Genomic DNA, 14725 nt, shown 5'->3' with positions numbered 1-14725 from the left:
CGGCACGAACGGGTTCCCGCGGGAGATCGCTCGCGGAAGGCTGCCCGTGCGCCGCTTGCTGTGCTTTGACCGCTTCCTGGTGCCTGCCCGCTTCCTGCGCTCTGCCCGCTTCCTGCCCTCTGCCCGCTTCCTGCCCTCTGCCCATGGGGCCACGTTACGCGGCGAACGGCGTGGTTTCAGGCGGCACCGAGCGGGGGACGGTGCGGCGGATCAGATCCGTGGACCAGACCCCGGGACCAGACCCCGGGACCAGACAGACCCACGCACAGCCTCCGCCGGCCGCTCACACAGCCTGCGCCGGCTCCTCATACTTCGGGAAGATGGGAGCCGGTGCGGGCAGCAGCGTGCCGGGAACGATCGGGCTGGCGAGCGCCGCGAACCGCCGCGCTTCGCCCTCGCCCTGGCCGAGGATGTCGAGCAGCTGCCCTGCCGAGCCCGGCATGACGGGCTGGACCAGAATCGAGACGATGCGCAGGACCTCGAGCGTCACGTAGAGGACGGTGGCCATGCGGGCCGGGTCCGTCTTCCGCAGCACCCACGGGGCCTGCTCGGCAAAGTACGCGTTCGTGTCGCCGAGCACGCCCCAGATCGCTTCGAGCGCCCGGCTGAACTCCTGCTTCTCGAACGCCCCGCGGGCGGCCTCCAGCAGGCCTTGGGCGGCGTCGAGCAGGGCGCGGTCGGCATCCGCGAGCTGGCCGGGTTCGGGTACGACGCCGTCGAGGTTCTTCGCGACCATCGAGAGCGAGCGCTGGGCGAGGTTGCCGAGGTTGTTGGCGAGGTCGGCGTTCATGCGCCCCACGATCGCGTCGTGGTTGTAGCTCCCGTCCGCGCCGAACGGCACTTCGCGAAGCAGGAAGTAGCGAACTTGGTCCAGTCCGTACTGGCTGATGAAATCGCGCGGCGCCACGACGTTGCCGAGCGACTTGGACATCTTGACACCGTTGTTCTGCAGGAAGCCGTGGATCATGACGCGCTTCGGCACGTCGATCCCCGCGCTCATGAGGAAGGCGGGCCAGTAGACGGCGTGGAAGCGCGAGATGTCCTTGCCGATCACGTGCACGTCAGCGGGCCAGTACCTGCGGAACGAGTCGGACTCGACGTCCGGGAAGCCGACGCCCGTGAGGTAGTTGGTGAGGGCGTCGACCCAGACGTACATGACGTGGCCGGGCGCATCGGGGACGGGTATGCCCCAGTCGAAGGTCGTCCTCGAGATCGAGAGGTCCTCGAGGCCGCGCTTCACGAACGAGATGACCTCATTGAAGCGGTACTGCGGCGCGCCGAACTCGGGCTCCGCCTCGTAGAGCGCGAGCAGCCTCTCCTGATACGCGGAGAGACGGAAGAAGTAGCTCTCCTCGGCCGTCCACGTGACCTCGGTGTCGGTCTCCTTCGTGTACCGCACGCCATCGCGGACCTCGGTCTCGTCCTCGGTGTAGTACGCCTCGTCGCGAACCGAGTACCAGCCCTCGTACTTGTCGAGGTAGATGTCCCCGTTATCCTCCATCCGCTTCCAGATGGCCTGGGCGGAGACGTAGTGCTCGGGGTCAGTGGTGCGGATGAAGCGGTCGTAGCTCACGCCGAGGGCGGCGTGGGTCTCCTTGTAGAGCTCCGCATTGCGGTCGACGAACTCCTTCGGGGTGATGCCCGCCTTCTGCGCCGACTGGGCGATCTTGAGTCCGTGCTCGTCGGTGCCCGTCATGAAGAAGACGTCGTATCCGTCCAGACGCTTGAAGCGCGCCATCGCGTCGGCCGCAATGTACTCGTAGGCGTGGCCGATGTGCGGCTCCCCGTTGGGGTACGTGATGGCGGTGGTGATGTAGTAAGGGGTCTTCCCGGATGCGGACGTCACCCCTAAAAATTACCGGATCGGCGCGCGGCGCGGCGAATGCTGCATCAACGGACGACGGCGGCCCTCGCCGCATGTGGTGAGGGCCGCCGTCGTCCGTTCTCTGCGAGGGCCTGAAGCTCAGTCCTCGAGGTCGATCTCCCGCACGGCGGTGGCGCCGATCTCGCTCTTCACCGTCTCGAGCACGTTGGCAGGGATCTTCGAGTCGACGGTGAGGAGCGCCATCGCCTCGCCGGCCTCCTCGGCGCGGGCCACCTGCATGCCGGCGATGTTCACACCGTTCATGCCGAGGATGTGGCCGATCGTGCCGATGACGCCGGGACGGTCGGTGTAGCTCATGACCACGAGGTGCTCGGAGATCGGGATCTCGAGGTCGTAGCCGTTGATGCCGACGAGCTTCTGGATCTGCTTGGGCCCGGTGAGCGTGCCCGCGACCGAGACCTGGGTTCCGTCGGAGAGGAGGCCCCGGATCGTGAGGACGTTCCGGTAGTCCTCGGCGTCCGCCGTGGTGAGGAGGCGGACGGCGACGCCCCGCTGTTCGGCGAGCACCGGTGCGTTGACGTACGAGACCTTCTCGGACACCACGTCCGTGAAGACTCCCTTGAGGGCGGCGAGCTCAAGCGACTTCACGTCGAGGGAGGCGATCTCGCCTGCGACCTCGACATCGATCTGCGTGACGGGCTCGTGGCTGAGGGCCGTGAAGATGCGGCCGAGCTTCTCGATGAGCGGGATGCCAGGACGGACATCCGGGGCGATGACGCCGCCGGCGACGTTCACCGCGTCGGGTACGAGCTCGCCGGCCAAGGCGAGGCGAACGGACTTGGCGACCGAGATGCCCGCCTTCTCCTGGGCTTCGTCCGTCGATGCGCCGAGGTGGGGCGTGACCACCACGTTCGGGTAGTCGAAGAACGGAAGGTTGGTGCTCGGCTCCTTCTCGAAGACGTCGATGCCCGCGCCAGCGATCTTCCCTGCCTCGAGGGCCTTCGTGAGCGCATCCTCGTCGACGAGACCACCCCGGGCGACGTTGACCACGTACGCTGTCGACTTCATCTTCTCGAACGCGTCCGCGCCGAGCATGCCCACCGTCTCCGGCGTCTTCGGCATGTGAATGGTGATGAAGTCGCTCTGGACCAGGAGTTCGTCGAGCGTGACGAGCTTGACGCCGAGCTGGGCCGCACGCGCCGACGTGACGTAGGGGTCGAACGCGAGGACGTTCATCTCGAACGCCTGCATGCGGGCGGCGACGAGGGCGCCGATCCGGCCGAGGCCGATGACGCCGAGCGTCTTGTCGAGGAGTTCCGTGCCCGCGAACTTGGACCGCTTCCACTCGCCGCCCTTGAGGGAGGCGTTGGCCGCCGGAATGTTGCGTGCGAGGCTCAGGATGTGGCCGCACGTGAGCTCGGCGGCGGAGACGATGTTCGAAGTAGGCGCGTTGACGACCATCACGCCTGCCTGGGTGGCGGACTTGATGTCGACGTTGTCGAGGCCCACGCCCGCGCGCGCGATGACCTTGAGCTTCTTGCCGGCAGCGATCGCCTCGGCGTCCAGCTTGGTGGCCGAGCGGACCAGGATCGCGTCGACGTCCGCGATTGCAGGCAGGAGCTCGGAGCGGTCGGCGCCGTCGGCGTGGCGGATCTCGAAGTCGGGGCCGAGGGCCTCGATCGTGGCGGGGGACAATTCCTCGGCGAGGAGGACGACGGGCTTCTCGTGGGACACGGGCGGGCCTCTCCGGTCGGGTCAGGAAGGATGCTTCACAGGGGGTTGGGAATGCGAGGGTGTGAGCGGGAGCACTCTCCTCGGCGGGACAGCCGAAGCGGCGGACGCAATCCGCGCCCGCCGCTCGGGTGATGACTAGCGGGCTACCGAGCCCTCGGTGTAGTCATCGTTCGACTTGATCCACGAGAACAGCTTGCGCAGTTCGCGGCCCGTGGCCTCGATCGGGTGCTCCTCGCCCTTCTTGCGCAGCTCGAGGAACTCCTTCCCGCCGTTCGCCTGATCGTCCATGAAGCGCTTCGCGAAGGTCCCGTCCTGGATGTCCTTGAGGACTTCCTTCATGTTCTCCTTGACGTGCGGGTCGATGACGCGGGGGCCGGAGACGTAGTCGCCGAACTCGGCGGTGTCCGAGACGCTCCAGCGCTGCTTGGCGATGCCGCCCTCGACCATGAGGTCGACGATGAGCTTGAGCTCGTGGAGCACCTCGAAGTAGGCGATCTCCGGCTTGTAGCCGGCCTCGGTCAGGGTCTCGAAGCCGTACTGGATGAGCTGGGATGCACCGCCGCACAGGACGGCCTGCTCGCCGAAGAGGTCGGTCTCGGTCTCCTCGGTGAACGTGGTCTCGATGACGCCGGCGCGCGTGCCGCCGATCGCCTTGGCGTAGGAGAGCGCGAGCTCCTTCGCCTTGCCCGAGGGGTTCTGCTCGACGGCGATGAGGTCGGGGACGCCCCGACCGGCCTCGAATTCGCGGCGCACGATGTGGCCCGGGCCCTTCGGGGCGACGAGAGCGACGTCGACGTCGGCCGGCGGCTGGATGAAGCCGTAGCGGATGTTGAAGCCGTGGCCGAAGAAGAGGGCGTCGCCTGCCTTGAGGTGGTCGGCGATGGAATCGGCGTAGACCTTCGCCTGGACCTGGTCCGGGGTCAGGATCATGATCAGGTCTGCTTCCTCGGCAGCCTCGGCCACGGGGAGGACCCGCAGGCCCTCGGCCTCAGCCTTGGCCTTCGACTTCGAACCCTCGGCGAGTCCGACGCGGACGTCGACACCCGAGTCGCGGAGGCTCAGGGCGTGGGCGTGCCCCTGGCTGCCGTAGCCGATGACGGCGACTTTGCGTCCCTGGATGATCGACAGGTCGGCGTCGTCGTCGTAGTAGAGGTGAGTCACTTGATATCTCCTTGGCTCTTCACTGGAAAAACTATTGCTGTTGCTGTCCGCGGCACTAGCTCGCCCGCAGCGCACGATCGCTCATCGACCGCGACCCGCGGCCGATCGCGAGGGTGCCCGATTGGACGATCTCGCGGACGCCGAACGGTTCGAGGACGGTGAGAAGCGCGTCGAGCTTCTCGGTAGTCCCCGTCGCCTCGACGACGATTGCGTCCGTCGACACGTCCACGACAGATGCACGGAACAGATCGACGGCCTGCGTGACCTGGATCCGGGTTGCGGCATCGGCGCGGACCTTGATGAGGAGGTGGTCGCGGCGGACAGAGTTGTCCGGCAGCAGTTCGACGATCTTGATGACGTTCACGAGCTTGTTGAGCTGCTTGGTCACCTGCTCGAGGAGGTCGCCCTCCGCGTCGACGACGACGGTGATGCGCGAGATCCCCGCGACCTCCGTCGGGCCGACGGCGAGCGAGTGGATGTTGAACGCGCGTCGGGCGAAGAGGCCGGCGACGCGCGTCAGCACGCCGGGCTTGTCCTCAACCAGCACGGACAGGGTGTGGCGGGCCATGCCTCAGTCCTCCTCTTCCCACACAGGGGTGGAATTGCGGGCCACCTGGATCAGATCATTGCTCACGCCGGAGGGAACCATCGGCCAGACCATGGCGTTGGGGCTCACGACGAAGTCGATCACGACGGGGCGGTCGTTGATCTGCAGGGCCTGCGTGATGACGTCGTCGATCTGGTCCTCGCGCTCGACCCGGAACGACGCACACCCATACGCCTCGCCGAGCTTGACGAAGTCGGGGATGCGGAGTGTCTCGGCACCCGTATGGAGGTCCGTGTTCGAGTAGCGGCCGTCATAGAAGAGCGTCTGCCACTGGCGCACCATGCCGAGGGACGAGTTGTTGATGACGGCGACCTTGATGGGAATCTTGTTGAGCGTGCACGTCGCCAGCTCCTGATTCGTCATCTGGAAGCAGCCGTCGCCGTCGATCGCCCACACGATGCGCTCGGGGTTGCCGACCTTCGCGCCCATGGCCGCCGGAACCGAGTAGCCCATCGTGCCCAGGCCGGCCGAGTTGAGCCACGCGCGAGGGCGCTCGTACTTGACGAACTGGGCGGCCCACATCTGGTGCTGCCCGACGCCCGCGACGTACACGCCCTCGGGTCCGGTGAGCTCGCCGATGCGCTGGATGATCTTCTGCGGCGAGAGCAGGCCGTCCTCCGGCTCGGTCCACCCGAGGGGGTAGTCCTCCTTGAGCTTGTTGAGGAACGCCCACCACGGGGCGAGGTCGGTGCCGCCGTCCTTCTCCTGGATCGCCCGCACGGCTTCCGTCAGTTCGGGAATGATCTCCTTGACGGATCCGACGATCGGCACGTCCGCCGTGCGGTTCTTGGAGATCTCGGCCGGATCGATGTCGGCGTGGATGACCTTCGCATTGGGCGCAAACGAGCTCAGCACACCGGTCACGCGGTCGTCGAACCGGGCACCCAGGGTGATGAGGAGGTCCGCCTGCTGGAGCGCCGTGACGGCCGAGACCGAGCCGTGCATGCCGGGCATGCCGACGTGCTGGGAGTGGGAATCCGGGAACGCCCCGCGGGCGGTGAGCGTCGTCACGACGGGGGCCCCGGTCGTCTCCGCGAGCTGCACGAGCTCCGCCGCGGCGTTGGCCTTGATGACGCCGCCGCCCACGTAGAGCACGGGCTTCGACGCCGCCGCAATGAGGCGGGCTGCCTCGCGCACCTGCTTGCTGTGGCCCCGTGTCACGGGGCGGTAGCCCGGAAGGTCGATCTTGGGCGGCCAGGTGAAGACCATCTTCGCCTGCTGCGCGTCCTTCGTCACGTCGACGAGGACGGGCCCGGGACGGCCGGTCGACGCGAGATGGAAGGCCTCCGCGAGGGTTTGCGGAATGTCTTCTGCGCGGGTGACGAGGAACGAGTGCTTGGTGATCGGCATCGTGATGCCGACGATGTCCGCTTCCTGGAAGGCGTCGGAGCCGATAACGCTGCTCGCCACCTGGCCGGTGATTGCGACGAGGGGCACGGAGTCCATGTGCGCGTCGGCGATCGCGGTCACCAGATTGGTGGCGCCCGGACCCGACGTAGCTATGCAGACGCCGACACGTCCCGTCACCATCGCATACCCTTGGGCAGCGTGGCCGGCGCCCTGCTCATGGCGCACAAGGACGTGGTTGATCTTCGAAGCCATCAGAGGGTCGTAGGTCGGCAGGATCGCGCCGCCCGGAAGACCAAAGACATCGTCCACGCCAAGTTCCTCGAGCGAGCGGACGATTGCTTCAGATCCAGTCATCTCTGTGGGCTCAACGACGCGGTTGGGCCCCAGGACGGCAGAGGCAGAGTCGACAGAGTCGACAGAATCCGCGGCCTTGGCCGCAGACGGCTTCGAAGCCATCAGCGATGGGCTGATCGGCGTTCCTTTGCTCATCAGTCTCTTCCTTAGGATCTTCGTGGCGAAGGAGCTGTGCTCAGCTCAAATAAAAACAACCCCTCAGCCTTTCGGCTCTCCGAGGGGTTGCGCGTGACAGAACGTTGCCAGTCGGGCTTCAGTAAGCCACGCGCTTGGCAAGGACGACGACATTGAGCACCATGTCGGTCGATACGGTCTGCATGTCCACAGTCTTCACAATCGCTTGTAAGAGTGTCAATCTGCGGCGCCGGCGTCTCACTATGCGGACGTCTATCCACCACGTGAGACCGACGGCGCGGCCGGGCCCTCGGGACCCGGCCGCGTCCCCTTCTGCCTTGAGAGCTGCGTCTGTCGAGGACTGCGTCAGTTGAGGACTGCGCCCTCGCTCGCAGAGTGGACGAGCTTGGCGTACTTCGCCAGGACGCCCTTCGTGAACTGGGCCGGAAGCGGGTCCCACCCCTCGCGGCGCGCGTCGATCTCGCTGTCGTCGACCAGCAGCTCGATCGTGCGGTTCGGGATGTCCACCCGGATCCGGTCGCCATCGCGCACGAAGGCGATCGGACCGCCGTCGACCGCCTCGGGCGCGACGTGCCCGATGCACAGGCCCGTCGTGCCGCCCGAGAAGCGCCCGTCGGTGAGGAGGAGGACGTCCTTCCCGAGGCCCGCACCCTTGATGGCACCCGTGATGGCGAGCATCTCGCGCATGCCCGGGCCGCCCTTCGGGCCTTCGTAGCGGATGACGACGACGTCCCCCGCCTTGATCTCCCCGTTGTCGAGGGCATCGAGCGCGCCCTGCTCACGCTCGAACACGCGCGCCGCGCCCTCGAAGACCTCCGCGTCGAACCCGGCGGTCTTGACGACCGCACCCTCGGGCGCCAGCGACCCCTTGAGGACGGAGAGTCCGCCGGTCTTGTGGATGGGGTTGTCGATCGCGCGGACGATCTTGCCGTCGAGATCCGGCGGCGCGATCTCCTCGAGGTTCTCGGCGACAGTCTTGCCGGTCACGGTCAGGGCGTCCCCGTGCAGGAGGCCTGCGTCCAGGAGAGCGCGCATGACGACGGGGACGCCGCCCACGCGGTCGAGGTCGTACATCACGTAGCGGCCGAACGGCTTGAGGTCGCCGAGGTGCGGGACCTTGTCGCCGATGCGGTTGAAGTCCTCGAGCTCGAGCTCGACCTCGGCCTCGCGCGCGATCGCGAGGAGGTGCAGCACGGCATTCGTCGATCCGCCGAACGCCATGACCACGGCGATCGCGTTCTCGAACGCCTCGCGCGTCATGATGTCCCGCGAGGTGATGCCCCGGCGCAGCAGGTTGACGACGGCCTCGCCGGAGCGGTGCGCGAACATGTCGCGGCGCCGGTCAGCCGAGGGCGGGGCGGCCGATCCGGGGAGCGACATGCCGAGCGCCTCGGCAGCACTCGCCATGGTGTTCGCCGTGTACATCCCGCCACATGCGCCCTCGCCGGGGCAGATGGCACGTTCAATGCGATCGAGGTCGCCCTTGGACATCCGGCCCGCGGCGCAGGCACCTACGGCCTCGAAGGCATCGATCAGGGTGACGTCCTTCTCAGTGCCGTCTTCGAGCTTGACCCAGCCGGGCATGATCGAACCCGCGTAGAGGAAGACGCTCGAGACGTCGAGGCGCGCAGCGGCCATGAGCATGCCGGGGAGGGACTTGTCGCAGCCCGCGAGCAGGACCTGGCCGTCGATCCGCTCAGCCTGCATGACTGTTTCGACCGAGTCAGCGATGATCTCGCGCGAGACGAGCGAGAAGTGCATGCCCTGATGGCCCATGGAGATGCCGTCGGAGACCGAAATGGTCCCGAACTGCATGGGGAAGCCGCCGGCTGCGTGGACGCCCTCCTTGGCTGCCTTCGCAAGACGTTCGAGCGAGAGGTTGCACGGAGTGATCTCGTTCCACGAGCTCGCAATGCCGACCTGGGGCTTGGCAAAGTCCTCGTCGCCGAAGCCGACGGCGCGGAGCATGCCACGGGCGGGCGCGGCGTGGATGCCGTCCGTGACGACGCGGCTGCGCGGCTTGATGTCGACGCCCTCGCGGGGCGCTGGGGAGGTTTGGCTCTGCTCGGTCATGTGCAGAAGTCTATGACCGCTGCCGGACCTCCCCGGACGCGAGCCGAAGAGGATCGGCGAAATTCCGGGAATGTTTCATCCAAGGGACGGACTCTTGTCCGCATGGTGGACGATCTACCGCGGGGCTCGCGCGAACCGCGGCAAACACGAGGCCGCCGCCCCTCATCTCCGAACGGCCCTGTCCGTAGACTGGGAGGCGCGGCGGCGAAAGGAGCAAGCGTGAGCAGCCAGCATCCGCCCCTTGGGGGCGGAAGGGGCCCCGCGGCATCAGACGCAGCGCTCAAGACGGCGCTCCACCGCGTCTTTGACGGGCAGATCCCGAACTACGGGTCCTACAACCTCGTCTGCGCGGCAGAAGCAGGCGGAATGCTCAATGGTCCTTTCCCCGGCACGCCGACTCCGCGTGGCGTCGTCCTGGGGTACCGTCGCCAACCCATCGAACTCGTCATCGCCCCCTTCGACCGGCGCACCCTCGAGGCCGCGGGCCGGCCGTGGACGATCGATCTGACGAACCTTGCCTACGCTGCCGAGTCCGCGCCCGGGGCGTTCGACATCGGAACGAGCACCGGCCGGGAGTTCTCCTTCACGATCCGCGCGGAGTGCCAATTGGACGTCGCAGAGCAGACGGCGGCCCCCCGGACCGTCGAGCAGGAAGACGATGCGGCCGACTTCACGGCGTTCATGCGCGAACTCTGCGCACTCTGAGGACCAATCGCCCTAGACACGCTTCCCGGCAAGGCCTTTCATGGGCGCAGGGCGCCGGCCGGTGAGAAGAAGGCGGGGACGGCGCTTCGACGATATGCTGCGCGGTTCGAGGAAGGTCGCCATGGATTGGCTCGCCATCACCCTGTCCCTCGTGGCGCTGGGCGCCGAGGCCGGCTGGACGATCTTCCACAAGGACTCCTCGACCGCGGGACATGGCCGCCACCGCTCGCGGGACAGGCGCACGGCCTAGTCTCCCCCCGCGACCCTCTGGGAGCACATGCCCGGTCCCTCTGTGAGCACCTACTCGCCGCGCCGTGCACCAGCCGCCCCTCGAAGTCGCGTAGGTTGGCAGGGCAACACGATGAGACATGGTCTGACGGAGGCAGTCCACGAGGACTGAGTCCGCAGGAAGGACGTGGAATGGCCGCCCGGAAGCTTCTGCTCGCCTCGACCCTTGCGCTCGGAGCGCTCTCTTCGGGAGCCGTGCTGGCGGGCTGCTCTGCTGCCGGCCCACAGGCGGCCCCGACCGGGAGTGCCACGACAACCGCCGGCGGGGCTTCGCCGTCCGTGAGTCCGACGACGGCGCCCGCCTCGCCGTCGTCGTCCGCCTCGCCGTCCACCGCGCCGTCTCCGGTGAGCGTCCCCGTAGTGGCGCCGACCCTGCGCTCCCTCCAGATCGATGGACCCGGGTATGCCGGCGCCCTCAGCCCAGAGGAGGCCAAGGCCCGCGATGCGATCTACCGAGTCCTCCCCGTGCTGATGAACGAGACCGCCGCGAAATACGGCTCCCCTGCCGCGGCCCGCGACGAACTCCTCTCGCAGGGACTCATCACCGCCCACATGGCCAGTTCGTTCGGAACGGCATTCACGCCGGGTCAGCAGGAAGTCCACGCGGCTGGCTTCACGGTCCAGACCACCGGGATGGAGTGCACCCTGCACACGAGCGCGGGTTCAGCACTCCAGACCGGCCACGTGTTCTGCTACCTGAGCCGGCAGTACGTGGGGCCCGACGGCGCACCCGTGACCGACAGCCGCTGGACCTCACCAGGGCAGCCCAACGCCATCAACCCGAACGAGCTCGCGAACGCCAGCGTCACAGTCCTCGACGACGGAGGAACCTGGAAGGTCGACGCCGTGCAGTTCGGGGCCTAGAGCCCCCTGGCTCTAATCGTCGCTATGCGCGAGGATCGGGGGCTGGCCGGAGACGGCGCCAGCCGCCGGCACGGTTGTTCGCGATGACGGCCCGGAACATCGCCTGCAGGGCCGGCCAGTCGACCTCGTCGTCGCGGTAGATCTGGACGCTCCGAGCCGTGGCATTGCCCTGACCTTGGTTGATGATGCCCTGAGGGTCGGGCACGATCGGATCGTAGATGAAGACGTTGACGTGGTCCTTCGTCGCGAGGAGGGCACAGATGTTGCCCTGGAGCACGAAATAGGGCTGCACTGACCGCTTGACAGTCTCTTCGACCTCGGGGTCGGCGGCGTGGGCCACCTCGCGGACGCGACGGCAGATCGCCTGCTGCCACTCGGGCAGCCGGTCGAGGTACTCATCGACTCGGGGGTCCAGGCGGACGCCCTCAGTCAAGCGGCCCCCTGAGGATGACCGCGCTCCAGATGGCATCGGAAGCTACTCCCCTCCTTGGCCGAACGGGTCCCCGTTGGCCGAACGCGTCGAGAAGAGGCGTTCACACCGTCCGACGCGATGATCGTCTGTGCCTCCAAGAGTGGAGCCGGCAACGTGGTCGCACAAGAGGCAATCTAGGCATCTCCTCAGGTCCGGCCGATATTCGCATGTAGGGTGCAGATATGATCTTCGGCCCTGCACCCGCTCCCCCTCTGGGAAGGCCCGCAGGTGCCCGGGCAAGGATTCTGTGGGCCGCGTACGATCTCTTCGGCCGCCGCGGCATCCGGGACGTAGGGGTGGACGAGCTCGTGCGTGCCTCCGACGTGGCGAAGGCGACCTTCTACAGGCACTTCCGCTCGAAGGACGAGGTGGCCCTGGCCTACCTCGGGCAGTGGTACGAGGAGCGCAGCGCCACCATCGAGGAGGCCGTGGCCCGCAGCGGTCCCGGCGACCCGACCGCCGCCGTCCTCGCGGTCTTCGACGCCTTCGAGGACTGGTTCCGCCAAGGCGCCGTCCAGGTGAGCTGCTTCCCCCACGTGATGATGGAGATGGGCTCTGGCCACCCTCTCGGGCGCGCGAGCATCGCCTATATGGCCAGGACCCGAGAGCAGATCGCTGGCCTCGCCGCGTCCGCGGGGCTCCCCGACCCCGCTGGATTCGCCTGGAACATCCACATCCTCCTCAAGGGAGCGATCGTCGCCGCCGCCGAAGGCGACCGGCGCGCCGCCGAACGCGCCAAAGACATGGCCGCGCTCCTGATCACTCACGATCTGCGCTGAAGCGCACGTAGCCCAGGCGGCGCTGCCGAGCAACCGGCGTCCTCCACGGGGTATGGCGGCCCGGCTCCGGTGCCCCGGTCCTGCCTACCAGACCTACCAGACGGAGTCGCCGCGCAGAACCACGTCGCTGCCGCCGTCGACATAGACGATCTGCCCGCACACGTGGGTGTTCTCCTCGCTGTTGAGCCACGCGAGCAGACGCGCGACGACGATGGCGTCGGCGATGCCGTTCAGCGGCATCGGGACCATCTCCAGGAGTGCTTGGCGCCCCTCGGGAGTCCCAATCATCTCGGCCGTCATGGGAGTGGCGATGATGCCGGGCGCCACGGCATTGAGCGGGATGCCGGCTCCGGCCCACTCTGCCGTGGCGGCCTGGCGGCGGACCCACCTCGAGAGCGCGAGCTTGGTCGAGGCATAGATCAGCTGCCCCGTAGTCTCCGGCTCCTTGGCCAGGATCTCGGCACGGGCCAAGGCCGCACGTTCCTCCCCGCTGGCCAGGAGCGCCACGAGCTCATCGTCGCTGGACATGAGCGCGGCCATGGACGAGACGAGGACCGCGCGCGGCGCAGCGGACCCAGCCAAGAGGGGGCGAAGCCCTTCGAGGGTTGCCACGGTACCGAAGAAGTTCACGGCCGCGGTCGCCGCAGCCGGCGCGGCCAGTCCGGCTACGGCGTAGACCGCGTCGATGGATCCGCCGCTGAGGCCGCCCACACCCTCGACCAAGGCCTTGCGCCCGGCCGGGGTGGAGAGGTCGACGACCACGTCGGCGTCGTGGACGTCGACTCCGATGACTCGCTCGCCGCGCGACTCGAGCAGATCCTTGGTCGCCCTGCCGATTCCCGAGGCTGCGCCAGTGACAACGGATGTGCGGAGCATGATGTCCTCTTTCCCAAGGCAGGAAGCTTCCGAATCCACCGTGCCCAGCCCGCTCTGGGGGTGGCCAGAGTCCAACGGCCCGGTTGCAGGAGTGCCCGCGTGCCTCGCCCGCAGCACTGCCGTTGGCCTGCCTGCTAGGGACGGCTTTCCCTGACGGAAGCCTCAGAGGCTGCGGACGCCGCGGGGGCAAGATGCCGCACGAACCAACCGCGGGCGAGTGCGGCGACCTGTTCCAGGGCCCCGGGCTCCTCGAAGAGGTGGGTCGCCCCTGGGACCACTTCGATCCGGCAGGGGCAGCGCAGTCGGGACGCGGCCTGACGGTTGAGCTCGAGGACGGCCCGGTCCGCTCCCCCCACGATGAGCAGCGTCGGCGCCCTCACAGCCGCCAGACGGGGACCGGCGAGGTCCGGACGGCCTCCGCGGGAGACGACGGCGGCGATCCCCGCGCCCGGCTCGGCCGCCGCCCACAGGGCCGCGGCAGCACCGGTGCTCGCGCCGAAGTAGCCGACGGCCCGCCCAGGGCCTCCCGCACGCGCGCGGAGCCATGCGGTCGCGGCGAGCAGCCGTCCCGCGAGCAGTCCGATGTCGAAGACCGCGCGCCGGTCCAGTTCCTCCTCCGGCGCCAACAGGTCCAGCAGGAGCGTGCCCATCCCGGCACGCTGGAGGACCTCGGCGACCGCGCGGTTGCGCGGACTGTGCCGGCTGCTGCCGCTGCCGTGGGCGAAGAGGACGACGCCGGCGCGAGGCTGCAGGTGCAGCCGACCCCCGAGCGGCACGCCGTCCGCGGGGACCACGACGTCCTCATCGATCGGCGGCGGATCCTCGGGCCGCCCCTGGGAACGGCGCATCGCCGCGTCGAGGAGCTCCAGAACCTCGCCGTCGCTCGTCGCGGAGAAGTCTCGGTAGCAGCGCCCGACAGCCGTGAACGCCTCCGGAGACGCCAGGCACACCACTTCGTCGGCGTCGTCGAAGGCTCGGACGGTCTCCGCCGGGGCGACCGGGACCGCCAGGACCACCCGTGCCGCGCCGAGCTGCCGTGCGATCCTGCATGCGACCCGCGCCGTGGACCCCGTGGCCATCCCGTCGTCCACCACCAGCGCCACCCGCCCCGCGAGGGGCTCCGGCGGGCGCACCGCCCGCAGGTGCCCCGCGCGCTGGTCGAGGACCTCCCGCTCCGAGGCCTCCACCGCCCGCAGCTCCCGCTCGCCCACCCCGGACAGCCTCAGGATCCGCTCGTCGACGACCCGCGCTCCGTGTTCCCCGATGGCCCCCAAGGCCAGTTCAGGTTGGAAAGGGACCCCGAGCTTGCGGACCGCGATGACGTCCAGCGGCGCGTCGAGCGCCATTGCGACCTCGAACGCGACCGGTACACCGCCCCGAGGCAGCCCAAGCACCACCAGGTCCTCGCCCCGGTGGCCCAGGAGCGCCTGCGCGAGCTCGCGCCCTGCCTGCCTCCGGTCCTCGAAGACCCACATAGGGGACCTCCCTGTCCCGTCCAGTCC

Annotated in this window: 13 protein-coding genes; 4 read left to right on the top strand and 9 right to left on the bottom strand. The window is 68.3% G+C overall.

The genetic code is table 11. From position 1 onward, the window contains the following. Nucleotides 1-283: 283 nt before the first annotated feature. The 6 genes from metG to ilvD all read right to left on the bottom strand — a co-directional run bounded on the left by metG (nucleotide 284) and on the right by ilvD (nucleotide 9239). Nucleotides 284-1846, bottom strand: a complete 1563-nt coding sequence (metG, locus tag V7053_RS13945) for a methionine--tRNA ligase (RefSeq protein WP_334172877.1) — start codon at nucleotides 1844-1846, stop codon at nucleotides 284-286. Nucleotides 1847-1963: 117 nt separating this feature from the next. Continuing rightward, a complete protein-coding gene (gene serA, locus V7053_RS13940) occupies nucleotides 1964-3559 on the bottom strand; it encodes a phosphoglycerate dehydrogenase (protein ID WP_334172876.1) in 1596 nt (531 codons plus the stop codon). Between the two features lie 135 nt (nucleotides 3560-3694). Beyond that, a complete protein-coding gene (gene ilvC / locus V7053_RS13935) occupies nucleotides 3695-4720 on the bottom strand; it encodes a ketol-acid reductoisomerase (RefSeq protein ID WP_334172875.1) in 1026 nt (341 codons plus the stop codon). Nucleotides 4721-4775: 55 nt separating this feature from the next. Beyond that, a complete protein-coding gene (ilvN, locus tag V7053_RS13930) occupies nucleotides 4776-5288 on the bottom strand; it encodes an acetolactate synthase small subunit (protein ID WP_334172874.1) in 513 nt (170 codons plus the stop codon). Nucleotides 5289-5291: 3 nt separating this feature from the next. After that, a complete protein-coding gene (locus V7053_RS13925) occupies nucleotides 5292-7166 on the bottom strand; it encodes an acetolactate synthase large subunit (protein WP_334172873.1) in 1875 nt (624 codons plus the stop codon). A gap of 345 nt (nucleotides 7167-7511) precedes the next feature. Continuing rightward, nucleotides 7512-9239 (bottom strand): dihydroxy-acid dehydratase, encoded by a 1728-nt coding sequence (gene ilvD, locus V7053_RS13920; protein WP_334172872.1) that lies wholly within the window; start codon nucleotides 9237-9239, stop codon nucleotides 7512-7514. A 219-nt stretch (nucleotides 9240-9458) separates the two neighbouring features. On the opposite strand from ilvD, the gene V7053_RS13915 reads away from it, so the two are divergent. The 3 genes from V7053_RS13915 to V7053_RS13905 all read left to right on the top strand — a co-directional run bounded on the left by V7053_RS13915 (nucleotide 9459) and on the right by V7053_RS13905 (nucleotide 11096). After that, entirely contained in the window at nucleotides 9459-9944 is a 486-nt protein-coding gene (locus tag V7053_RS13915; RefSeq protein ID WP_334172871.1) for a hypothetical protein, read from the top strand. Between the two features lie 121 nt (nucleotides 9945-10065). Continuing rightward, nucleotides 10066-10194, top strand: a complete 129-nt coding sequence (locus tag V7053_RS13910; protein WP_334172870.1) for a hypothetical protein — start codon at nucleotides 10066-10068, stop codon at nucleotides 10192-10194. Between the two features lie 170 nt (nucleotides 10195-10364). Further along, a complete protein-coding gene (locus V7053_RS13905) occupies nucleotides 10365-11096 on the top strand; it encodes a hypothetical protein (protein WP_334172869.1) in 732 nt (243 codons plus the stop codon). Between the two features lie 22 nt (nucleotides 11097-11118). Here V7053_RS13905 and V7053_RS13900 read toward each other — a convergent pair whose 3' ends face one another. After that, the gene (locus V7053_RS13900) at nucleotides 11119-11529 is read right to left on the bottom strand and encodes a DUF1801 domain-containing protein (protein WP_334172868.1); all 411 of its coding nucleotides are present in this window, start codon (nucleotides 11527-11529) and stop codon (nucleotides 11119-11121) included. A 221-nt stretch (nucleotides 11530-11750) separates the two neighbouring features. Here V7053_RS13900 and V7053_RS13895 point away from each other — a divergent pair, with 221 nt between their 5' ends. Beyond that, complete coding sequence (locus V7053_RS13895; RefSeq protein WP_334172867.1) at nucleotides 11751-12347, top strand: TetR/AcrR family transcriptional regulator; 597 nt, start codon at nucleotides 11751-11753, stop codon at nucleotides 12345-12347. A 93-nt stretch (nucleotides 12348-12440) separates the two neighbouring features. Here V7053_RS13895 and V7053_RS13890 read toward each other — a convergent pair whose 3' ends face one another. Further along, the gene (locus V7053_RS13890) at nucleotides 12441-13223 is read right to left on the bottom strand and encodes an SDR family oxidoreductase (RefSeq protein WP_334172866.1); all 783 of its coding nucleotides are present in this window, start codon (nucleotides 13221-13223) and stop codon (nucleotides 12441-12443) included. Between the two features lie 134 nt (nucleotides 13224-13357). Next, nucleotides 13358-14725: phosphoribosyltransferase family protein (locus V7053_RS13885; protein WP_334172865.1), on the bottom strand; the 1368-nt coding region annotated here is incomplete at its 5' end.

Source organism: Sinomonas sp. (genome assembly GCF_036848755.1).
GTDB lineage: Bacteria > Actinomycetota > Actinomycetes > Actinomycetales > Micrococcaceae > Sinomonas.
Note: the sequence above shows the minus strand (reverse complement) of the source record. Positions and strands in the feature narration are given on the sequence as shown.